This is a genomic window from Vibrio sp. Vb0598 (assembly GCF_033338935.1).
Lineage (GTDB): Bacteria > Pseudomonadota > Gammaproteobacteria > Enterobacterales > Vibrionaceae > Vibrio > Vibrio alginolyticus.
The window spans coordinates 1-21,977 of sequence record NZ_JAWOTP010000036.1; the positions used below are offsets into that span (position 1 = coordinate 1).

The window sequence follows — 21,977 nt, forward strand, 5'->3', positions numbered from 1 at the left end:
GGTAGTTCAGTTGGTTAGAATACCGGCCTGTCACGCCGGGGGTCGCGGGTTCGAGTCCCGTCCACTCCGCCACTTATTTGAGCGTCGTCTCAATAAACACGAATTACAGGGGTGTAGCTCCAATTGGCAGAGCAGCGGATTCCAAATCCGCGTGTTGGGAGTTCGAATCTCTCCACCCCTGCCATACTCTAAAGCCTCAGCAGTAATGCTGGGGCTTTTTTGCATCTGAAGAAAAGAGAATCTGACTAGTTGGAGAGTTGTCGATTCCTCTGATACCAAAGTATCGGGGGATTGAAAGTTCATATCTCCGGGATATTGGTCCACTTCACCTATCCCCCATGTTCATAAGCTCTGGCTTAGGTCAGGGGCTCTTTTATTCCTAACGTATAGTTTCGACGTCAGGTGTATGTTTATCCAACGAATATGGCATACCTTTGCTTCAGATAGTTTTATTTTCTAGTAATGTAATTACTAAATGTTGATGTATCGCTTTGCTCTTTCTGTTTTACCTTCGAATTTCATAACACTTTTTCTTCGTTATCGAGCACATCTGATTCACAATCTATTGAAAGGTCAGTGGTTACATTGGCTTGGATGATTACTGACTTGGTTCCTGTTATCATCATGCATTAATGCTAATAATTAGGAAGTAAGTTTATGCCACATTTTCGATTCCGTGCTGTAGAGCCACAAGCTGTTCAGGCATTATCAAAACCCCTTACGGATGAACTTCAGCCTCTAATGGACTGTCCGCGTGAGGATTTTACTTTTGAGTATATCTACACTACGTTTTTCAATGAGGGTGAGGTGAGTGCTGCATATCCTTTTGTCGAAGTGCTTTGGTTCGACCGTGGCCAGGAAGTGCAAGATGAAGTTGCCAAGCTTATTACGCAACAAGTGCGCGGTATCGCTGGTGCTGATATTGATGTTGCAGTTATCTTTTCCGCCTTATCTCCTAAAGCTTATTACGATAATGGCGAACACTACTAAAGGTTAAAGGCTATGAGGCTGAGTTTCATTGTAACTTTGGGTTTATGTTTCTCAGCTTCAGTATGTTCTACTCCTTGGGAGTCTGCGGTTAATCCTACCCGAAACTCTTCCTCCTCTATTGGTAGTTATGCTAACGGTTGTTTAGATGGTGCATTACCCTTGCCTCTCGATGGCGTTGGTTATCAAGTCTTACGTAGTAAAACGAAGCGCTACTATGGGCACCCTAAAACGATAGAGTTTATTGAAAATCTGGCGCTTAAAGCTCATCAAAATCTCAACACCACTCTGCTAATTGGTGATTTGTCTTTACCTAGAGGTGGAAGGTTCTCCTCTGGTCATTCTAGTCATCAAACCGGGTTAGATATCGATATCTGGTTAAGGCTTGCTGACCAACCGCTTTCTTATAACGAATTACAACTTCCTAAGCCCATGAGTGTGGTGGATTTAAAAGGTTATTCCATACTTAATCATCGCTGGGAAGAACGGCACTTTAAGCTAATTCGGTACGCTTCAAAAAGTAAGGATGTTGCACGAATTTTTGTACATCCTGTTATTAAGGAGCAACTTTGCTTGCAAGAAAACGGCAAAGATCGTTCTTGGTTACGTAAAGTACGTCCATGGTGGGGGCATCATTACCACTTTCACGTCAGGTTATCTTGTCCTGATTCGAGCGACTATTGTGTTGATCAAGCACCACCTCCAGTAGGTGATGGTTGCGGTGCTGAGCTTGCAAGTTGGGCCCCGAAAGCAAAACCTACTGATCCCCCTCAACGGGTAAAAACAACCTCTAAGCCTAAACGAAAAAAAGTCGTTCCACCTCAATGCTTGCCGCTTATCAATCCTAATTAGTGTTACTCTTCAAGTTTATCTGTACTTGGTGATCTCTTTTATGAAACTGGAGAAACATCATACTTTTGTCTACATTGAATAGTACCAATACAAAAGCTAACCCAATTAGTTTTGGGGACATATTATAGAAATCTAAATTAAACAAAGAGTTGTAGTATGGGTAAGTTGTAACTTCTCTGTTTAGAAAAAGATCTTTCGTCACGATACTCTGGTTTCTTAGCAATATGTCTGTCAGTTGGCTAAAAAGCGATAACAACGCAGACAAGTGTGTAAGGCAGGGATATGCCCTTTTCCTGTTAGAAGAGTAAATCAAGGACAAAACCATGACTATGATTTGTGCAAAAGAATTTGCAGAGTGGTTAAGACACAGATTTAGCAGTGATACTAAAGGAGTCTCTTTGACTCGAGAGGATGTGAATCACCTGACTGGGCGTCAACGCCTTGATCCGGGTTTTGTTAATGATGTGCATTATGAGCTGATGCAATATGGAATGGCTTTCGTTACTGATACGAGCCGAGAAAACTTTTATTTAATACCTGTTTCTCAAGCGGAAAATTGGCGTGAGAGACTAGAGTATCATTTTGAAAAAGAGCTGTTCTGCAATATTATCCCTATTGAAAAATCAGGTTGAGAAAAGGTTCAACTTTGATGCCAAAGTTGAACCTAATTGCTCTTATGCTAACCCTTGAATAATCACGAATTTTTCAAGCAACTGCTCTTCAGTTTCGACATGGTTCGGATCAGTGATTATGCATTTTGTAATTGGACACACTGACTGACAGGTCGGCTTTTCGTAATGCCCCTTACACTCTGTACATAGCGCTGGATCAATTTCGAAAATGCTCTCTCCCATACTGATTGCCCCATTGGGGCATTCGGGATCACACATGTCGCAGTTAATGCATTTATCAGTAATGAGCAAGGCCATGGTTACTTACCAGTCGGGTTACGGGTGTCCTGCCCTGAGTTTAGATTACGCATTAATAGGCCATATTCTAAATCTAGCTCTGCTGGTACTGGAATGAATACAAAGTGACCGTTTCCTTTCGCGTCTTCAATAGACTCTGACTTGCGGTTTTCCATTGCCTCTAGCGTGAAAACAATATTGCCTTTTGGCGTCATTAGTTCAAGGCTATCACCGACAAGAAACTTATTTTTTACTTCTACTTCAGCCATGTCACCACGACGTTTGCCAGTGAATTCACCAACAAACTGTTGAGCATCAGAGACTGAGTAACCGTAATCGTAGTTTTGGTAAGTATCGTGTGTATGACGGCGTAGGAAGCCTTCAGTGTAGCCACGGTGAGCTAGGCTTTCTAGTGTACCCATTAGGCTTTCATCGAATGGTCGACCTGCTACAGCATCATCAATTGCTTTACGATAAACTTGAGCGGTACGTGCGCAGTAGTAGAACGATTTAGTACGACCTTCAATTTTCAATGAGTGAACACCCATCTTAGTTAAGCGTTCAACGTGCTGAACCGCTCGTAGGTCTTTAGAGTTCATGATGTAAGTACCATGCTCATCTTCGTAAGCCGCCATTTTTTCTTCTGGACGGTGCGCTTCAGAAAGCAGAACGACTTCATCTGTTGGTTTGCCGCGACCAATTGTGGTTTCAGGGCGCTCGTCTTGTACTTCGACAGGCTGTGCTTCAGTCGGGTCGAATTTCTCTACGATATCACCAGCGTCGTTTTCTTTACCCTCTTCAACTTTGTATTCCCAGCGGCATGCGTTAGTGCAAGTGCCTTGGTTAGGGTCACGTTTGTTGATATAGCCAGAAAGTAGGCAACGACCAGAGTAAGCCATGCATAATGCACCGTGAACGAATACTTCAAGCTCAGTTTCAGGGCAATGCTCACGAATTTCTTCGATTTCTTCTAGAGACAGCTCGCGAGAAACGATCACACGTTCCACGCCATTCGCTGCCCAGAACTTAACGGTCGCCCAGTTTACAGCGTTTGCTTGTACAGAAAGGTGAATTGGCATTTCTGGGAAAGCTTCACGAACCATCATAATTAGGCCTGGATCTGACATGATCAATGCGTCAGGACCCATCTCTACGATTGGCTTAAGATCACGGATGAACGTTTTTAGCTTCGAGTTGTGTGGTTGAATGTTACATACCACATAAAGCTTTTTGCCTAGGGCGTGGGCTTCATCGATACCGATTTTTAGGTTCTCGTGGTTAAACTCGTTGTTACGTACGCGAAGGCTGTAGCGAGGTTGGCCAGCGTAAACTGCATCTGCCCCGTAGGCGAATGCGTAACGCATGTTTTTCAGGCTGCCCGCTGGAGATAGTAGCTCAGGCACGAATGCTTTCTCAGTTGTCATTGCTCAATTCTCTTTTATCTGATCACAAGTCAGGCCAATTCCACCTAATGGAAATGGGGCGCAAATTTTACGTCAAAATGTGAACTGTGACTAGGGTAATTGTGCTTCAGATAGAAAAACGCCCTCAAAAAAAGTGAGGGCGTTATGGTTAACCTTTATACAAAATTAAGCGTTAGGATTCGGTAAGCCGCCTAGCGCATCGTATAGGTTGGGAAGGAAAGCACTGAACTCTCCACACATTAGAGAGAAGTCTGCATCAAATCGAGCTGCTTGATCTTCACGTGGAATATCATCGTTTTGATCTTTCAATTCATCAGAGAATTTTAGACGTTTGATGCCTGCATCTTCCGTCATAATGAACTCAATACGATCTTGCCAATTAAGCGCAAGTTTCGTCACGACTTTATCCGCAGCGATGTGGTTGCGGATTTCATCAGTGGTTAGCTCTTGCTTCTTACAGCGAATCACACCACCTTCTTCAAGTACGGATTTTAGCTCAGCTTCGTCCATCATGCTGATACCTTGAGGTGTGTCACCGCTTTTCACCCACTCGGTTAGCGTAGTTTCAATCGCCACTTCTGGAATAGCAGGCACAACAGGTAAACTACCCATGGTTTTACGAAGCAATGCTAATACATCTTCTGCTTTTTTATAGCTGCTTGCATCAACAAGGATAAAACCTTCTTTTGGCATGATGAGCACGTGAGTGTGGCTGCTGCGGCTGAATGCGCGCGGCAGTAAATCCATTACGATGTCATCTTTCAGGTTGTCTTTCTCTTTCTTCTTCAGAGGACGACCTTCTTGCGCTTCCATTGCTTCTACTTTTGCATTCAATGATTCTTTGATCACAGAGGCAGGTAGCATTTTCTCTTCTTTCTTGGCGCAAATCAGAATGCGGTTTTCTGACACGTGAGTCATCATATCGCCATGTCTACCCATTGCACTGACCCAGCCAAATTTCTGTTTGTCTTGACTGCCACACGGGGTGAATTGGAATTCAGACAGCTGAGTTTCTAGTTGTTCGGCGTTAAAAGTAACCTCGCGGTTAACGCGGTATACCAGACAGTTTTTAAACCACATAAATCTTCTCTAGGCTTGATGACAAGGGACTAATCATAGGGAATTTTTGTGCTGATGTCTTAATAGAAATGAAAAATATCCGAATGAACCTCAAAAGAAAGTTATATGAAAATTTGTTTTCAAAGGTCACAAAAGTGTCATAATTGGTAGTGATAATGCTTATGCAAAGAGAGGCGCTGTGTCTCTTAAATTCATTAGCTCAACGAACATAAGGTTACTCAATTATGTCTAGAAGGATTCTGGTTGTTGAAGACGAAGCTCCTATTCGCGAAATGCTGTGCTTCGTACTTGAGCAGAAAGGTTACCAAGCGGTAGAAGCGGAAGATTACGATACTGCAGTAACCAAACTGGCTGAACCCTTCCCTGATTTAGTTTTACTGGATTGGATGTTACCAGGCGGTAGTGGCATTAACTTCATCAAACATATGAAGCGAGAGGAATTAACGCGCAACATTCCAGTTGTGATGCTTACCGCTCGTGGTGAAGAAGAAGATAAAGTGCGCGGTTTAGAAGTCGGTGCGGATGACTACATTACTAAGCCATTCTCTCCTAAAGAGTTGGTTGCACGCTTAAAAGCGGTCATTCGTCGCGTTACTCCGACTGCACTAGAAGATGTAATTGATGTACAGGGATTGAAGCTTGACCCTGTATCGCACCGTGTTACGGCTAATGATGCGCCATTAGACATGGGCCCAACAGAATTTAAGATGCTTCATTTTTTCATGACGCATCAAGAACGCGTATACAGCCGTGAGCAGCTATTAAACAATGTTTGGGGCACTAACGTGTATGTCGAAGACCGTACGGTCGATGTCCATATTCGCCGTCTGCGTAAAGCATTGGAAGCTGCAGGGCATGATAAGCTGATCCAAACTGTTCGTGGTGCTGGATACCGCTTCTCGACGAAGGCATAAATTAACACGCAGCTTATCGGTACCATTTCTGGAGTTATGAGTGGTTGAAAGATTAACGTGGAAAAAGCTGGCCTGGGAGCTGGCTTTTTTTTACACCCCATGGGTGATAGTAGGTTGGATATTCGGTTATATGCCGTGGTTGCTTTTGGCAGCTACGGCATTGCAGCTTGTATGGCATTTGCATAACCAAGTACGTTTATCTTCTTGGTTATGGGATGAAAAACGCCTCACGCCACCGTCTGGTAGCGGTAACTGGGAATCTTTGTTCAATGGGTTGTATCGCTTACAACAGCGCCAACGCCGCAAACGAAAAGAGCTTACTAATCTTATTCGTCGATTCCGAAATGGTGCAGAATCGCTACCCGATGCCGTAGTGGTATTCCGTGCTGAAGGTAATATTGTTTGGTGCAACAAGCTGGCTCAGCACTTACTGGGCTTCCATTGGCCAGAAGATTCAGGTCAACCTATCTCCAATCTCATTCGTACACCTGATTTTATCAAGTACCTCAACAAGAAAGACTTCTCAGAGCCATTAGAAATGCGTTCACCACTCAACGTCGAACGCATGCTGGAATTGCGTATCGTACCGTATACCGAGGGTGAGCACTTGATGGTAGTGCGTGATGTGAGCCAATTAAAACAACTTGAGGGAATGCGTCGCAACTTCTTTGCCAACGTATCTCATGAACTGCGTACACCAATGACGGTGCTACAAGGTTATCTTGAGATGACAGAAGACCCTGATATGGTCGTGGGTCCAATGTGGAGCAAAGCTCATGGTGTCATGACGGAGCAGCTCAACCGCATGAACAGTTTGGTGAACCAACTACTGACACTATCTAAAATTGAAGCGGCACCTATGCATGAACTTGAGGAAGTCGTGAATGTGCCTGCGATGCTTGAAGTGTTAGAAAAAGAGGCGGTCAGCCTTAGCGGGGACAACCAACATAAATTGAAATTTGATGTTGATGCTAGCCTACGCGTACTGGGCGATGATGACCAGTTACGTAGTGCTATCTCTAACCTCGTTTATAATGCTGTCAAATACACACCGCCTGGCGCGAACATTAATGTTCGTTGGTTCCAGACATCTCAAGGCGCATGCTTAGAGGTGGAGGATAGTGGTGATGGTATAGAGCCTCAGCACCTCCATCGACTTACTGAGCGTTTTTATCGCGTCGATAAAGCAAGATCACGCGATACCGGAGGGAGTGGGTTAGGGTTGGCTATTGTGAAACATGCGCTGAGCCACCATGATTCTCATTTGGAAATTCACAGTGAAGTGGGCGTGGGCAGTAAGTTTTCTTTTGTATTGCCTGAACGTTTGGTGGTGAAATAATGGCATTAAGAGTCGCAAAAGTGTTCAGTCTACTGGTTCTTGCTTGCTCCGGTATGGCTGTTGCTCAAGATAAACCATTGCCGAATTATCATAAAACGACTGGGATTGTCGGGAACTTGCTCTCTGTTGGCTCCGATACACTTGCGGGTATGACAACGCTTTGGGTTGAAGAGTTTAAATCCATTTACCCGAATATTAATGCGCAAGTCCAAGCATCTGGCTCTTCTACTGCCCCCCCAGCATTGACCGAACAAACAGCTCAGTTTGGTCCCATGAGCCGCCCTATGCGTTTAAGAGAGGTTGAAGCGTTTGAACGTGAACATGGCTACAAGCCAACTGCGCTCAGGGTCGCCATCGATGCAATCGGTATTTTTGTTCATCAAGATAATCCAATTCAAGGGCTTAACTTTAGTCAGTTAGATGCTTTGTTTTCTGCCACGCTGCGCTGTGGTGAAAGTCAATTTGTCACAAACTGGCAGCAACTCGGTCTTGAATCACAGTGGGCAAAGCGAAACGTCCAGTTGTTTGGTCGTAACTCCGTTTCTGGAACTTACGGTTACTTCAAAAGCAATGCCTTGTGTGGCGGGGATTTCAAGACCCGAGTTAACGAGCAGCCAGGCTCCGCGTCAGTTGTGCAAGCTGTAGCGTCAACCATCAGTGGAATTGGTTATTCCGGTGTCGGTTATCGAGTGGCAGGCGTGCGCTTAGTCCCTGTGGCTAAAATGGGAAATGACTACGTGACTCCAACGCGAGAACATATTGTTAGTGGTAAGTACCCACTATCACGTTACTTATATGTTTACGTGAATAAGCACCCTGATTACCCATTAACACCAATTGAAGCTGAGTTTATTCGCTTTATCTTTTCTGCTCAGGGACAAGCGTTGGTTGAGAAAGATGGTTATGTGCCCATTACGGCAGACTTTGCAGAAGAAGAGTTAAAAAAAGTCGGCCTGTAAGCCGACTTTTTATTTAGGTATGAAGAGTACGAGATCAGAAAGTGAGTGTCCACTTCGCGCTGTCCCAACGTTCTTGTTCTTCCTGTAAATCCGCGTGAAGTAATTTATTGTTTTCTAGCCATGCTTCATCTGTGCATGTGAGAATCCATTCGTCATTTTTGATAGATAAGGTGATATCAGGCAATGGATCTTCATTACGCTGCCCATTTAATACGATAGAAAGTCGTAATATTTTGATGAGGCTTATAACGTCACTCTGTTTATAGAGGTTGAAATCTGGTAGTTCTTGCAATTTGAGCGCTTTACGCTGGAAGCGAGCTAATGTTGCAAGCACTAATTGCTGCTCACGGTTGAAACCTTGTAGGGTGGAGTGCAACAGAATATAAAAAGAGTGGCGATGGAAACTACGCAAGTTGATACTTAATCCGACTTCATGAAGCAACGCTGCCCATTCTAGTAAGTCAAATAACTCACTCTTTTTCTTAATGCCTAGTTCAGAGCGTACCTGACATAACATCTCACGTGCATGCCCCTTAACACGAGCGGCATGCTCTAAGTCGACTCGGTGCTTGTTGGCTAAATTTTCTGTGGTGCGCATGCGAATATCGGAGCGTGCGAAACGTTCTTCCATTTCGTACAACAGGCCTTCGCGTAGAGCACCATCGGAGAAAAACATTTGCTCAATGCGAAGCGCTTTGAAAATCGCGGACAAAATCGCTACGCCTGCTGCGAATACGGGTTTACGTTCTTCTGTTAGACCCGCCAGCTCAATATCTTCAATGGAATCAAATTTACACAGAGTTTCGATAAGTGTATCCAGTCGACTCGCTGTGATCAGGCCATCTTCAAAACCTAATCCTACTAGCACTTCTTGAATCGCCTTGATGGTTCCTGATGAGCCGAGAGCAATATCCCAGCCCTTTTTACGATATGTTGAAGCGATGGACTCGAGTTTTTGTTCGGCAGCTAACATCGCCTTGCTGAAGTTTTTTCCTGACAGTTTGCCGTTTTTAAAGTATTGCTCTGTAAAACTGACACATCCCATCTGTTTACTGTTGAGAAGCTCAGGCTCAAATTCTTGTCCAATAATCATTTCGGTACTGCCGCCTCCGATATCGATGACTAGTTTGGAGTTGGATTCTACTTGAGTGTGCGCGACGCCTAAGTAAATCAGGCGGGCTTCTTCTTCTCCAGGGATAATTTCTATCGGGAAAGGCATCACTTCTTTCGCACGCTCGATGAAAAGGTGGGCATTTTTAGCGCGTCTTAGTGTGTGTGTGGCGGCGATACGTACATTTGACTCATCAAGCCCTTGCAGCCTCTCAGCGAACATGGCTAAGCATTCTAGCGCACGCTCCATTGCGGCGTGACTTAAGTTCATTTCACTGTCGAGTCCTGATGCTAAGCGAACACGTTGTTTATGACGACTAACCAGTTGTAGGTCACTGCCAACAACTTTGGCCACCACCATATGGAAACTGTTTGAGCCGAGGTCTATCGCGGCAATGTAGCGAGTATCTTGTTCAAGTATTTGAGGCATCTGAATTTTGTTTTCTAGTTTGCTTTTCTATATTTTTAAGATAGCCATAGATAGCGATTTGAGAGCGAACTTTTTTGCGATTACCTCGTGGTACGTAAGCGTTACTCATTTCTTTATCTATTAAACGAGCCTTTACTGTATCGGTAAAATGGATATTCGTTATATCAATAATTCTCTGTTTCAAACGTGGATCACGGACTGGTACTGCTACCTCGATACGGTGATCAATATTTCTTGTCATCCAGTCTGCGGAGGAGATATAAACTTGCGGATCGCCATCATTGTGGGTGATCACCACGCGAGGGTGCTCAAGAAAGCGGTCAACAATACTGATGATGCGAATATTGTCGCTGATCCCCTCAATGCCCGGTACTAATGAGCACATACCTCGAATGATCATGTTTATTTTTACACCGGAAGTACTTGCTCCATAAAGCTTATTGACGATGCCTTTATCGACTAGGTTATTGACCTTGATCGTAAGAGCGGCTTTTTTCCCTAGCTTGGCATTCGCAATTTCATTATCAATTAAGCGGTAGATTTGGGTTCGAGAATTACGAGGAGATACCATAAGGTGATTGAACTTCACTGGTCGGTATGGATTCTCAATGTAACCGAAGACATTACGGACTTCATTAGTGATTTCTTGATCTGCCGTAAGCAGGGAGAAGTCGGTATAAATTCGTGCCGTCTTCTCATGGAAGTTGCCTGTGCCGATGTGTGCGTAGCGAATAATTTCTTCACCTTCGCGGCGGCTAATCATCAGTAGCTTTGAGTGAATCTTAAGACCAGGCGCACCAAAGATGACGTGCACACCCGCTTCGGTTAATACTTTTGACCATTCGATATTGGCTTCTTCATCAAAGCGAGCTTGCAGTTCGACGACCACAGTGACATTTTTGCCGTTGTGCACCGCATCAATTAAAGAGTTCATCAAGCGAGAATCTTTCGCGACGCGATAAATGTTAATCTTGATACTAAGTACTTTGGGATCGAAGGAGGCTTGGCGCACTAACTCACTAATATGGTCAAAAGTGTGGTAGGGATAATAGAGCAGAATATCTTTCGCTTTAATCGCGTCAAAGCTGTTGGCATAACCTTCGAAATCGGCACATTTCATTGGCGGGAGAGGTTTATTTTCAAGATATTCTCGTCCAACATTTGGAAAGCCGATGAAGTCTTTAAAGTTGTGATAGCGTCCGCCGGGGATAAGGTTATCGTAGTTAGAGATATTAAGTTTGTTACACAGAAACTCTAACATTTGAGGCGGCATATCGCGTTCGTAGACGAAGCGAACGGGCTTTGCTGTCAGTCGCTGATTGACACCCTCTGACATTTGTTCAAGCAAGCTGTACTCGATTTCATTGCGTAAATCGTATTCAGCGTCACGCGTCATTTTCATCGCATAGCCGCTAAGCTCATCATAATCAAAAAAGCCTTTGAACAGCTCGTCCAAACAGTGGCGGATAATATTATCAAGTAAGATGATGGTTTTTCGACGCTTTCCTTTCTGTTCTGGTACCATCACAAAGCGGGGAAGGTGATCGGTCGGAATTTCGATCAGAGCGTACTGGTAATGTTCTTCTTTACGCAGTTCTACGGCGATGTAAGCGTACTCGTCTTTGAGAAATTGCAGAACATCGATCTCGTCTTTCATTAGGAGGGGAGTGATATGCGGCATTACCTCTCTACGGAAGTATTTTGCGATCCACTTTTGTTGCGATTCATCCAGTTGTTGTTCGTTGACCAAGAAAATGCGACGTCGTGCCATTTCTCGAATCAATTCGCTGTAAAGCTCATCAAATTGTTCGTTAAGCTTTAGTGCTTTCGACTGCATTTTGGTTAACAGTCGTTTAGGGCTATCACTGCCACCGCGCTCTTGGCTGATTAGGATTCTGCGCTTCACGTCCGCAAAGCGTACTTTGTAAAATTCATCTAAATTGTTGGAAAAGATCCCAAGAAAGCGAATACGTTCGATCAAAGGGACGGTTTTATCGGCAGCTTCTTGTAATACTCGTTCGTTGAAAGACAACCAACTCAGCTCTTTTTCTATATATAGTTTTTCTGCGCTCATAACCTTACCTAGCCAAAAGTGAAGTAATACGTACTCATCTTGGAAAAATGGATGAGTGAGAACATTATGAGATTTTCATTACAGATTTATTTCATACCACGCATTGCATAAGAGTTGTATTCTTTTCAGGTGTTTAATGTGATCTGTAATATAATTGTCATCTTAACGACATATTCTAGTACTAAGTCAAAAAAGGTAGAGATTTAAATGGCACAAGCCGAGTTTTCATTGCAGGAAAAAGATAAGAAACGACTGATAAAAGATCGTTTAGTTCGACTTGCAGTGACATCCGGTGGTGTCGGCGTACTCGCGGCGCTTATTTTGATCTTTGTCTACCTCGCCATGGTGATCATTCCGCTTTTTTCTGATGCGGAGATCAAAACCAACCAAGCCATTCGAGCCACTCATATTGAAACACCACTTGCGATTTCAGTGGATGATTACGCTCAGCTTGCGTTCGTCCTAACCCAAAGTGGTGAGATTCAATATTTGTCGATGGACGATCCTACGAAACCTGCGGTGTATAAACAGCAAATCGTCCAGAAACCCGTCGCTTTCTCTCAATCTGCTCCTGGGCTAGGTTGGTATGGATTTGTTGATGGGCAGGGTAAAGCGAACCTTTTCAAGCCAGAATTTAATGCCACATTGAGAGAAAATACACGTCCTCCGGAAGTGATTGAGCTAGACACCAGCATGGATCTGACACTAAGTACGCCTCAAGATCCTGTGACTCAGTTTGTATTTGCAGCTTCGACGCCCTTACCAACGGTTGTTTGGCAGACGCAAAGCGGTGAAGTGAAAGCTCGCTGGCAAGTGGCTTCGTCTTTGGGTACGTCTCCTACAACGATCGATTTTACGTTCTCTTCAGGCTTTAATACGCCTCAGCAAATGTTGTTGACACCTGACGGTGAAACGCTTTATTTGCGCGATGGCTCTGAGTTGATCGTGTTAAAGAAAACCGCACGTAAATTTGCTGTGCGAGAGGTGGTCGATCTCACTCAAGGTGATAAGAAGCATTCCGTTCGTACGATAGACTTATTGGCTGGTGCTTACTCGCTTTTGGTGACGCACAACGATGGTCGGGTGTCGCAATGGTTTGATACGCTGCAAGAAGAAAAACGCACGTTAACGCATATTCGTGATTTTAAATTGGCATCAGAGCTTAAGTATTTGTTGCCGGATTCTCATCGAAAAGGATTTTATAGCTTTTACACCAACGGCACGTTGCAAAGCCATTATACAACCAGTGAAAAACTGGTGTTGTTTAAGCGTGCGTACAATCAAGCGCCCGCAATCGCAGCAATGTCTAACAATGAACGCTACTTAATCACTTGGCAAAATAATGCGTTAAATGTTGCGGAAGTGGACAATGCCTATCCAGAAATTTCATTGTCCTCATTATGGCAAGAAGTGTGGTACGAAGGGTATCCTGAGCCTGAATTTGTGTGGCAATCGACTTCGGCGAGCGATAACTTTGAGGCTAAGTTCAGCCTAGTACCTATTGCGTTTGGGACGATAAAAGCGGCGATGTTTGCGATGCTGTTTTCAGTACCGCTCGCAGTGCTAGGTGCTATTTATACGGCTTACTTTATGTCGCCACGCATGCGTCGTGTCGTAAAACCGTCGATTGAGCTAATGGAAGCACTGCCGACGGTGATCATTGGTTTCCTCGCGGGGCTGTGGTTCGCGCCTATTGTCGAAGATCACCTGATTACGATCGTCGTTATGCTGTTTGTTTTGCCCTTGAGCACCATGATTATGGGCGGGCTATGGGCATTAATACCGCAACCTTTGCGGAATCGTCTGCCTAATGGTTGGCATGCTTTAGTGCTCATGCCTGTCATATTGGTACTGATTGGGCTTGGAGTGTGGATTTCGCCTACGATTGAGCAGACGTTCTTTGGTGGCGATATGCGCTTATTCTTAACCGAGCATGGTATTGGTTACGATCAACGCAATGCATTGGTGGTGGGGTTAGCGATGGGGTTTGCTGTTATCCCGACGATTTTTACCATTGCCGAAGATGCCATTTTCTCTGTACCGAAGCATTTATCGGATGGCTCTTTGGCATTAGGGGCCACGCCTTGGCAAACTTTAATCTATGTTGTCTTGCTTACTGCAAGTCCAGGTATTTTTTCTGCCATTATGATGGGCCTGGGACGCGCTGTTGGCGAAACCATGATTGTGTTAATGGCAACGGGCAATACGCCATTAATGGATTGGAATATTTTGGAAGGATTGCGCAGCTTATCGGCAACCATCGCCGTTGAGTTGCCAGAGTCGGAAGTTGGAAGTTCGCATTATCGCCTGCTGTTCCTAGCTGCATTGATTTTGTTTGTGTTTACGTTTGCAGTAAACGCGCTTGCGGAGTGGGTTCGTCAGAGACTGAGAGATAAGTACCGTGCGTTGTAATAATGGTTTGAATAAAGAGCGAGTAATAACGTGTTAAATTGGATTCGTTCTGGCGCACCGTGGATATGGCTAACAGGCGGTGCAGTCAGCATCAGTTTGTTGTCGGTATTAGGGTTGTTACTCCTTATCGGCTGGAAAGGCCTGACTTACTTTTGGCCAGCGCCCTTGTATCAGTGGAATGTTGCAGCGCTGACTCCTGTACAAGGCGAAGTGCTACATGAAAATACTATTCTGATTGGTCAAGTGTATGAGCGCAGCTTTGTACCGAAGAGTTATTTGCCTGAAAGCGCAGCACAACAGTTAGAAGACGATGAAGATTTTGCCACGCGACTCAACATCAAAATCGCTAACCGAGAGTTGTACCCCGCCGATTTTATCTCCGTATTGCAAATGCAGTTGGATGAGCCCACGACGCCAAAAGAGTGGGCGGTGATAGAGCGCAGTAGCGGTGGTTATTTCTTTGGTAAGCTGGTGGCGTTTCAAGATGGCAATAATATATACACCAGTGATATTCAATCGATACTAAATAAAAAGCTTGATGATGCAGAAACTCTGCGCCATGAGATTGATTCTTTGGTGGTCGATCAGCTTAAAGAGCTTGGTTGGAAGCTAGAGCAGTTGCGATTAGAAAAGCGCAAGCATGAATTGAATGACACGCTGACAGAAAGCTTCTTAAAGGAAAATCAGACGAAAAAAGAGCAGATAGAAAAAGCGCTTGCGACGTTAGATTTGCAACTTGATGGTTTACGACTTCAGCTCTCTGACTATGCCTTGATTGCCGAGGATATGACGGGGTCACAAGTATCGATCCCGCTCGAAGACATTTTGGACTATTGGTATCCAAACCAAATGTCATTGCCTGATAAAGTCATGCATTGGGGAAAACAGGTTTGGAAGTTTTTATCTGAAGATCCAAGAGAGTCAAACTCCGAAGGAGGCGTGTTCCCTGCGATATTTGGTACGGTTTTCTTAGTACTCATCATGTCGATCATTGTGATGCCACTTGGGGTGATCGCCGCTATCTATCTACATGAATATGCTAAGAATAACGCTCTAACCAGAGTTATTCGTATTGCAGTCATAAACCTAGCGGGTGTTCCATCGATTGTTTATGGCGTGTTTGGTTTAGGTTTCTTCGTTTATACGATAGGTGCCTCTATCGACAACGTATTCTATGCGGAGAAGCTACCGGCACCAACCTTTGGTACGCCGGGTTTGTTATGGTCTGCACTAACTCTTGCCGTGCTGACGCTTCCAGTTGTGATTGTGACGACGGAAGAAGGTTTAACTCGTATTCCGAGCTCCGTACGACATGGCTCTCTGGCACTTGGTGCAACTCAGTTCGAAACGCTATGGCGCGTGGTTTTGCCTATGGCGACGCCAGCTATTATCACAGGTTTGATCCTTGCGATTGCGCGTGCAGCTGGCGAAGTAGCGCCACTGATGCTGGTGGGGGTCGTGAAATTGGCATCCAGTTTACCGGTTGACGGACAATTCCCTTATGTGCATTTGGATAGAAAGTTCATGCATTTAGGTTTTCACATTTACGATGTTGGCTTTCAAACCTCCAACATCGAAGCGGCGCGACCATTAGTTTATGCTACCTCTTTCTTACTCGTGACAGTGATTGTCGGGCTAAACTTAACAGCAATCAGTATTCGCAATAATTTACGAGAAAAATACAGAACGTTAGGACAAGATTAAGTATGTTTAATTTTGATAGTACATTAGGTTATGAGCCACCATTGGATGTTCATAATTTAACGGATGAACAAACAGCCATCTCAATCGAGAACCTTAATCTGTTCTATGGTCAAACTCAGGCGCTGCATGATATTTCGATGCGAATTCCCAAAGGGCGAGTCACCGCTTTTATCGGTCCTTCAGGGTGTGGAAAGTCGACGTTATTACGTTGCATCAATCGCATGAACGACTTAGTGGAAGGGTGTCGAGTCACAGGTAAAGTGCGTCTCCATGGCAAGAATGTTTATCGTCCTAATGTCGATGTTGCGACACTTCGACGCCGAGTGGGGATGGTGTTTCAAAGACCCAATCCATTTCCTAAGTCTATTTATGAAAACGTAGTTTATGGCTTACGCTTACAAGGTGTAAAAAACAGCCGCAGTTTAGATGACGCAGTGGAGCGATCCTTGCGCTCAGCGGCGTTGTGGGATGAGGTAAAAGACCGCTTGCATGAGAACGCATTTGGCTTATCTGGTGGTCAGCAACAGCGCTTGGTCATTGCGCGGGCGGTGGCGATTGAGCCGGAAGTCCTGTTATTGGACGAGCCAACATCAGCGTTGGATCCAATCTCAACTTTAACCATTGAAGAGCTTATCAATGAGCTGAAGACTCAATATACTGTGGTTATCGTTACCCATAACATGCAACAAGCGGCGAGAGTGAGCGATCATACTGCATTCATTCATATGGGTAAGTTAATTGAATACTCTGACGCGGACTCGATCTTCACTTCGCCAATGAAGAAACAGACCGAAGATTACATTACGGGTCGCTACGGTTAAGTCGCGACTCTATACGGAATAAGGAACATCATGCACTTTGGACGTCATATTTCAGGACAATTTAACGTAGAGCTAGAATCGATTCGTACTCATGTATTAACCATGGGAGGCTTGGTAGAGCAGCAGCTTTCGTATGCTATTCAAGCCTTGCATAAAGAAGACATCGAACTGGCGCGTAAGGTTGTGCGTGACGATCATAAAGTGAATGCGATGGAAGTCTCGATCGATGACGCCTGTACACGCATTATTGCTAAGCGTCAGCCAACGGCAAAAGACTTGCGCTTAATCATGGCTATCATCAAAACGATCACGGATTTAGAACGCATCGGTGATGTGGCGACACGCATTGCTTACGTTGCCATTGAAAGCCCATCATCAAAAGAACGACAATTCCAAGTGTCGTTAGAGCCTCTCTGCCGTCAGGCAATTAATATGCTGCATCAGGTTTTAGATGCGTTTGCCCGCATGGATGTAGAAGCGGCAGCAGAGGTGCATAAACAAGATGACAAACTAGACGCCGAGTATGAAGCGGTGATTCGTCAGTTGATGACTTACATGATGGAAGATCCAAAAAATATCCCTAATATTCTGCAAGTGATGTGGTCGGCGCGCGCGATTGAACGCGTGGGGGACCGCTGCCAGAACATCTGTGAATACATTATTTACTTCGTGAAAGGGAAAGATGTACGCCATCTAGGTGATCAAAGTATTGATGACGTACTGAAGTAACTGACTTCAATAAATAGACCAGCTTTTAGGCTGGTCTATTTATTAGAGAGAAGGAAAGCACGTCAATATTTATCAGGAACGAAGGTCTGATCATCAATGGGCGCTCTGACGTAACCTTCTTTATTGAGTTCAGGTAATTCGATGGGTGAGTACTCAAGTGCTTTGTAATCAATCTGGCTTAGTAAATGACTGATACAGTTCAAGCGCGCTTTCTTTTTGTCATCTGAAGGGACGACCCACCAAGGGCAGCTTTTCGTGTCTGTATAGGCAAACATCTTATCTTTTGCTTCCGAATACTCCGCCCAGCGATGACGTGACTCCAAATCCATGGGGCTGAATTTCCAACGTTTGATCGGCGTATTAATTCGACCTAGAAAACGTTTTTCCTGCTCTTCGTCTGAAACCGAAAACCAATACTTAATCAGAATAATCCCAGAGCGTTGCAACATTCTCTCGAATTCAGGGCAAGAGCGTAAAAACTCCTCGTATTCGTCTGGAGTACAGAACCCCATGACTTTTTCGACACCTGCTCGGTTATACCAACTTCGGTCAAATAAAACGATTTCACCAGCAGATGGTAAATGAGCGACGTAACGTTGGAAGTACCATTGCGTTTTTTCTTTTTCGGTCGGTGCAGGCAGAGCCACTACGCGACAAACACGCGGGTTTAGCTTTTCTGTAATTCGCTTTATCACTCCGCCTTTGCCCGCAGCATCACGGCCTTCAAACAGAACAACCACTTTTAACCCTTTGTGTTTGACCCACTCTTGAAGTTTTACGAGCTCAACTTGAAGGTTTTTGAGCTCCTTTTCGTATTCCTTTTTCTTCAATTTAGACATACACCTTTCCTCACTCCTTGATAAACAATATGTTAGCACTCAAAAGCTATGCGCGTGAGGTTACGGTGGTCTATTTGAGAGTTGCTACGACATCGGTTATGGCTTGTGTACTTGTGATGGGGATTAAAAAATCATCGACATCGGATGCGCCCATTTTGCTTTGTTCAGCAACAAAGGTCATTTGGCTAGGGCGTGTGGTTTTGCCTGACAGATGGATTTCAGGAACTTGAGTGTCTTCTACTAACGCACGTACGTTACTCGCATTAACGCCAGCCCCCGCCATGATTGCTATGCGTCCTTGGGCTTGCTTAACCAAAGCTCTAAGCACATCGATCCCTTGTGGTGCTGAAGGCGCAAGACCGGAGGTTAAAATACGTTCACAACCTAAGCTGATCACTTCTTCCAAAGTTTTTTCAGCGTCACGACACTGGTCAAAGGCACGATGGAAGGTCACGCCTAAGCCAAGCGCTTGAGCAAATTCACACAGCGTAGCCGCGTAAGGCATATGAATATCACCGTCTTGAGTGAGCACGCCGAACACGACACCGCTCAAGCCTGATTGGTGAGCTGCTTCAATATCCCAACGCATCATTTCGATCTCTTCTTCATTGTAGAAGAAGTCACCTTGGCGTGGGCGGATCATGGCATAAACTGGAACACTCGAAAGCTTAGCCGCTTGCTGCATAAAGCCATAACTGGGTGTTAGTCCGCCTAAAGCCAAAGAGGAGCAAAGTTCAATCCGAGTGGCGCCGCCAGCAATGGCGTAGTGCAGAGATTCAATATTATCAATACAGACTTCTAGGTGAGTAACCACGTTCATTCATCCTGCTAACGTTACAAATAGGTGTTGTGGCTAAGATATTAACAGGGCAAGTAAGCAGAATCTGTATGGAGGGGATGATAAATAGAGGTAAAGTTTACGCTAAAGCGTTACCTCATTTTGGCGGTTTATCTGAAGGAAAAAGAAAGCCCAGAGCTGAGGCTCTGGGCTTTGATAGGACTTTACTTAGACTGATTGGCGTTTGCGGTTTTCCGCATTAGCTTTTTGCTTTATATACATCCAACCATCACACCCGTTGAGCTAGGGTGAAGGTCTATTATTTTTTGCCTAGGTCAGCTGCGTGCTCAGATAGGAACGCTGCAACACCTTTTGGAGATGCGTCCATACCTGCTTTACCTTCTTCCCATTGTGCAGGACATACTTCGCCGTGCTTCTGGTGGAAGTTAAGAGCGTCAACCATGCGTAGCATTTCGTCGATGTTACGGCCTAGTGGTAGGTCGTTAACTACTTGGTGACGTACAACGCCTTCTTCGTCGATTAGGAAAGAACCACGGAAAGCAACGCCTGCTTCTGGGTGCTCAACGTCGTAAGCTTTACAGATTTCGTGCTTAACGTCAGCAACTAGTGGGTACTTAACTTGACCGATACCGCCATCTTCGATAGCAGTGTTACGCCATGCGTTGTGAGAGAACTGAGAATCGATAGAAACACCGATTACTTCAACACCTTTAGCTTGGAAGTCAGCTAGACGGTTGTCGAATGCGATTAGCTCAGATGGGCAAACGAAAGTGAAATCTAGTGGGTAGAAGAATACTACTGCTTTCTTACCTTTAGTGAACTCTGCAAAGTTGAAGTTTTCAACGATTTCACCGTTACCTAGAACAGCTGCTGCAGTAAAATCAGGGGCTTGACGACCTACTAGTACCATTTTTTTGCTCCTAAAAAGTATGGTTAGCTCCAAACCGAATTCAGTTGTGTCGGTTTGGTTCGTGTTTGTACGAGACAAACTATAGTACAGATTGTAGTATTGAAAAAAGCGAAATAAATAGATTGAGTTAATCGAAAAAAACGATAATAACAAAACTCTTAACTCGATCACTGGAACGGCGGTAGATACAAATACAATTATGAATAAATGGCCCAGTTTGAAGCAGTTACACTATTTAGTCACACTGCATGAAACAAGACATTTTAGTGACGCTGCAGAGCGTTGTTTTGTCAGTCAGTCGACTTTAAGTAAGGGTATTCAAAACTTAGAGGAGTTGATTGGCTGTCCATTATATGAAAAGAAAGACAAGAAAAGTCCACTGGTTTTTACCCAAACAGGAGAAATGGTAGTAAAGCAGGGGCGAGAGCTGTTAGCAAAAGGGCAAGATTTGGTCGAGCTTGGACGTATGTGCCAAGGCGACGATATGCAAGGCCAGCTAAAAGTAGGATGCATACCAACAATTGCTCCGTTTTTACTGTGTGATTTGGTACAAGAGGTGAACTACCGTTTCCCACAACTGAACCTTTTATTAAGAGAAGACACGACGACAAACTTACTCCAAGCGCTCAGACATGGTGAGCTGGATGTGCTTATTTTAGCGTTACCAGTCGAAATTGATGGGATGGAAAGCCGAGTAGTGGGTAAGGATCCGTTTCGAATGGTTATAAGCGCTAATCAAGCCCAATCGGTCCCTGTGCCGATTCGTTACGCGGATTTACCTGACGAATCCGTCTTTCTACTAGAGAAAGAACATTGCTTAACGGAACATGCGGTATCAGCGTGTAAATTAACAGACAAAGAAAAAATCAATCCGTTTACGGCAACCAGCCTCCATACACTGGTGCAAATGGTTGCGAATGGTTTGGGAACAACGTTCATTCCTCAAATGGCTATCGACCATGGCTTGCTGCATAACCAGAATTTAGTCGTGATCGATCCTCCTGGTAAACAAGCTTATCGCGAAATCGGCTTAGTTTGGCGTCCGAGCTCGTCAAGAACGAAAACATTTAATCAACTTGCAGAAGTCGTTTCAGAGCTGCTTTAGCTATTAGTATTAGCCCTTACTTCTCCATTATTTATCTAAAAGCGCACTGGAAACAGTGCGCTTTCTAGTATTTTATTCTGTTGGTAAACTTTGACTTGTAAAATTTTACAGCTCTTCTTTGATGAAGCTTTCATAAAATAGTGAAATTTCACAATGTTAATTTTACACAAAGCCCTGCATACCTTGTTTGACCCCTGTTTAAATCCATCTCTTCAGCCCTTGTGAATACAAGGTGTTTGTTTACCAGTCTATATTCATACGCTTGTTTGAAATGATAAAACGACTTTAAATTTAATGTAATTTTATTACGTAATAACTTACAAAATAAGGCGCTTGATAGATGGTTTTTACCTTGCGGAATAAAACTTTGAATTTTCTGTTTTGTTTATATTGGGGGTTTCACTAAACCCTTTGTTGATATAGCTTATTTAAAGGCCGATACGACTTATGTCTAGATTGAAAATACACGTAGCATTACGCAATCTATCGGCATGGCTAGACGAGTTGAACACAAAGTTAAAGGATGTAATTTGTTGTTCATAACTTACAAATGTAGCTTTACGCTGACTGCCCAAGATTGA

At 44.3% G+C, this 21,977-nt stretch carries 18 protein-coding genes, 1 tRNA gene and 1 pseudogene; 12 read left to right on the forward strand and 8 right to left on the reverse strand.

Annotation, left to right across the window (positions count from 1 at the left end; translation table 11 throughout):
* Window positions 1-107: 107 nt before the first annotated feature.
* The 4 genes from R7Q38_RS22165 (at window position 108) to R7Q38_RS22180 (ending at window position 2,471) form a co-directional block, all read left to right on the forward strand.
* A tRNA-Trp gene (locus R7Q38_RS22165) sits at window positions 108-184 on the forward strand.
* Window positions 185-657: 473 nt separating this feature from the next.
* Window positions 658-990 carry a DUF1904 domain-containing protein gene (locus R7Q38_RS22170; protein ID WP_005381768.1) on the forward strand — a complete coding sequence of 111 codons (333 nt, stop codon included), beginning with the start codon at window positions 658-660 and terminating at the stop codon, window positions 988-990.
* Window positions 991-1,002: 12 nt separating this feature from the next.
* Window positions 1,003-1,839 carry a penicillin-insensitive murein endopeptidase gene (gene mepA, locus R7Q38_RS22175; protein ID WP_017821957.1) on the forward strand — a complete coding sequence of 279 codons (837 nt, stop codon included), beginning with the start codon at window positions 1,003-1,005 and terminating at the stop codon, window positions 1,837-1,839.
* Between the two features lie 323 nt (window positions 1,840-2,162).
* Window positions 2,163-2,471: a hypothetical protein gene (locus R7Q38_RS22180; protein ID WP_005381765.1), complete on the forward strand. Its 309-nt coding sequence runs from the start codon at window positions 2,163-2,165 to the stop codon at window positions 2,469-2,471.
* A 42-nt stretch (window positions 2,472-2,513) separates the two neighbouring features.
* Here the strand turns inward: R7Q38_RS22180 and R7Q38_RS22185 are convergent, their stop codons facing one another.
* The 3 genes from R7Q38_RS22185 to rdgC form a co-directional block, all read right to left on the reverse strand.
* Complete coding sequence (locus tag R7Q38_RS22185; RefSeq protein ID WP_005381763.1) at window positions 2,514-2,768, reverse strand: YfhL family 4Fe-4S dicluster ferredoxin; 255 nt, start codon at window positions 2,766-2,768, stop codon at window positions 2,514-2,516.
* A 2-nt stretch (window positions 2,769-2,770) separates the two neighbouring features.
* The gene (gene yegQ, locus R7Q38_RS22190; RefSeq protein ID WP_005381754.1) at window positions 2,771-4,171 is read right to left on the reverse strand and encodes a tRNA 5-hydroxyuridine modification protein YegQ; all 1,401 of its coding nucleotides are present in this window, start codon (window positions 4,169-4,171) and stop codon (window positions 2,771-2,773) included.
* 165 nt (window positions 4,172-4,336) lie between these two features.
* Window positions 4,337-5,251, reverse strand: a complete 915-nt coding sequence (gene rdgC, locus R7Q38_RS22195; RefSeq protein WP_017633930.1) for a recombination-associated protein RdgC — start codon at window positions 5,249-5,251, stop codon at window positions 4,337-4,339.
* Between the two features lie 224 nt (window positions 5,252-5,475).
* Between rdgC and phoB the strand changes: the two genes are divergently transcribed.
* The 3 genes from phoB to R7Q38_RS22210 are packed head-to-tail and all read left to right on the forward strand — an operon-like array spanning window position 5,476 to window position 8,463.
* Window positions 5,476-6,165: a phosphate regulon transcriptional regulator PhoB gene (gene phoB / locus R7Q38_RS22200; protein WP_005381752.1), complete on the forward strand. Its 690-nt coding sequence runs from the start codon at window positions 5,476-5,478 to the stop codon at window positions 6,163-6,165.
* Between the two features lie 40 nt (window positions 6,166-6,205).
* Entirely contained in the window at window positions 6,206-7,504 is a 1,299-nt protein-coding gene (gene phoR, locus R7Q38_RS22205) for a phosphate regulon sensor histidine kinase PhoR (protein WP_005383667.1), read from the forward strand.
* Entirely contained in the window at window positions 7,504-8,463 is a 960-nt protein-coding gene (locus R7Q38_RS22210) for a PstS family phosphate ABC transporter substrate-binding protein (RefSeq protein WP_017633929.1), read from the forward strand. Before phoR ends, R7Q38_RS22210 begins: the two co-directional genes overlap by 1 nt.
* A 34-nt stretch (window positions 8,464-8,497) precedes the next feature.
* Here R7Q38_RS22210 and ppx read toward each other — a convergent pair whose 3' ends face one another.
* Complete coding sequence (gene ppx / locus R7Q38_RS22215) at window positions 8,498-10,003, reverse strand: exopolyphosphatase (protein ID WP_064376917.1); 1,506 nt, start codon at window positions 10,001-10,003, stop codon at window positions 8,498-8,500.
* Window positions 9,987-12,077, reverse strand: coding sequence for a polyphosphate kinase 1 (gene ppk1 / locus R7Q38_RS22220; RefSeq protein ID WP_318114359.1), 2,091 nt, complete (start codon window positions 12,075-12,077; stop codon window positions 9,987-9,989). Before ppk1 ends, ppx begins: the two co-directional genes overlap by 17 nt.
* Window positions 12,078-12,284: 207 nt before the next feature.
* On the opposite strand from ppk1, the gene R7Q38_RS22225 reads away from it, so the two are divergent.
* From R7Q38_RS22225 to phoU, 4 genes and pseudogenes are all read left to right on the forward strand, one after another.
* Entirely contained in the window at window positions 12,285-14,489 is a 2,205-nt protein-coding gene (locus tag R7Q38_RS22225; protein ID WP_064376916.1) for an ABC transporter permease subunit, read from the forward strand.
* A gap of 735 nt (window positions 14,490-15,224) precedes the next feature.
* A pseudogene (gene pstA / locus R7Q38_RS25180) lies at window positions 15,225-16,193 on the forward strand (phosphate ABC transporter permease PstA); the annotation flags it as partial.
* 2 nt (window positions 16,194-16,195) lie between these two features.
* Window positions 16,196-17,014, forward strand: coding sequence for a phosphate ABC transporter ATP-binding protein PstB (pstB, locus tag R7Q38_RS22235; protein WP_213897169.1), 819 nt, complete (start codon window positions 16,196-16,198; stop codon window positions 17,012-17,014).
* 30 nt (window positions 17,015-17,044) lie between these two features.
* Window positions 17,045-17,743, forward strand: a complete 699-nt coding sequence (phoU, locus tag R7Q38_RS22240; RefSeq protein WP_005381744.1) for a phosphate signaling complex protein PhoU — start codon at window positions 17,045-17,047, stop codon at window positions 17,741-17,743.
* A gap of 62 nt (window positions 17,744-17,805) precedes the next feature.
* Here the strand turns inward: phoU and ppk2 are convergent, their stop codons facing one another.
* The 3 genes from ppk2 to R7Q38_RS22255 form a co-directional block, all read right to left on the reverse strand.
* The gene (gene ppk2, locus R7Q38_RS22245) at window positions 17,806-18,582 is read right to left on the reverse strand and encodes a polyphosphate kinase 2 (protein ID WP_047102160.1); all 777 of its coding nucleotides are present in this window, start codon (window positions 18,580-18,582) and stop codon (window positions 17,806-17,808) included.
* A gap of 70 nt (window positions 18,583-18,652) precedes the next feature.
* Window positions 18,653-19,396, reverse strand: coding sequence for a copper homeostasis protein CutC (locus tag R7Q38_RS22250; protein WP_411913404.1), 744 nt, complete (start codon window positions 19,394-19,396; stop codon window positions 18,653-18,655).
* 283 nt (window positions 19,397-19,679) lie between these two features.
* Entirely contained in the window at window positions 19,680-20,291 is a 612-nt protein-coding gene (locus R7Q38_RS22255) for a peroxiredoxin C (protein WP_005381738.1), read from the reverse strand.
* Between the two features lie 199 nt (window positions 20,292-20,490).
* Here R7Q38_RS22255 and R7Q38_RS22260 point away from each other — a divergent pair, with 199 nt between their 5' ends.
* A complete protein-coding gene (locus R7Q38_RS22260; protein ID WP_005383681.1) occupies window positions 20,491-21,396 on the forward strand; it encodes a hydrogen peroxide-inducible genes activator in 906 nt (301 codons plus the stop codon).
* Window positions 21,397-21,977 lie beyond the last annotated feature (581 nt).

Coding starts and splice junctions, on each gene's coding strand:
- ppx (WP_064376917.1), bottom strand. CDS start 10,003: ATGCCTCAAATACTTGAACAAGATACTCGCTACATTGCCGCGATAGAC.
- phoB (WP_005381752.1), top strand. CDS start 5,476: ATGTCTAGAAGGATTCTGGTTGTTGAAGACGAAGCTCCTATTCGCGAA.
- R7Q38_RS22255 (WP_005381738.1), bottom strand. CDS start 20,291: ATGGTACTAGTAGGTCGTCAAGCCCCTGATTTTACTGCAGCAGCTGTT.
- R7Q38_RS22225 (WP_064376916.1), top strand. CDS start 12,285: ATGGCACAAGCCGAGTTTTCATTGCAGGAAAAAGATAAGAAACGACTG.
- R7Q38_RS22210 (WP_017633929.1), top strand. CDS start 7,504: ATGGCATTAAGAGTCGCAAAAGTGTTCAGTCTACTGGTTCTTGCTTGC.
- pstB (WP_213897169.1), top strand. CDS start 16,196: ATGTTTAATTTTGATAGTACATTAGGTTATGAGCCACCATTGGATGTT.
- mepA (WP_017821957.1), top strand. CDS start 1,003: ATGAGGCTGAGTTTCATTGTAACTTTGGGTTTATGTTTCTCAGCTTCA.
- yegQ (WP_005381754.1), bottom strand. CDS start 4,171: ATGACAACTGAGAAAGCATTCGTGCCTGAGCTACTATCTCCAGCGGGC.
- phoU (WP_005381744.1), top strand. CDS start 17,045: ATGCACTTTGGACGTCATATTTCAGGACAATTTAACGTAGAGCTAGAA.
- R7Q38_RS22185 (WP_005381763.1), bottom strand. CDS start 2,768: ATGGCCTTGCTCATTACTGATAAATGCATTAACTGCGACATGTGTGAT.
- R7Q38_RS22180 (WP_005381765.1), top strand. CDS start 2,163: ATGACTATGATTTGTGCAAAAGAATTTGCAGAGTGGTTAAGACACAGA.
- ppk2 (WP_047102160.1), bottom strand. CDS start 18,582: ATGTCTAAATTGAAGAAAAAGGAATACGAAAAGGAGCTCAAAAACCTT.
- R7Q38_RS22260 (WP_005383681.1), top strand. CDS start 20,491: ATGAATAAATGGCCCAGTTTGAAGCAGTTACACTATTTAGTCACACTG.
- ppk1 (WP_318114359.1), bottom strand. CDS start 12,077: ATGAGCGCAGAAAAACTATATATAGAAAAAGAGCTGAGTTGGTTGTCT.
- rdgC (WP_017633930.1), bottom strand. CDS start 5,251: ATGTGGTTTAAAAACTGTCTGGTATACCGCGTTAACCGCGAGGTTACT.
- R7Q38_RS22170 (WP_005381768.1), top strand. CDS start 658: ATGCCACATTTTCGATTCCGTGCTGTAGAGCCACAAGCTGTTCAGGCA.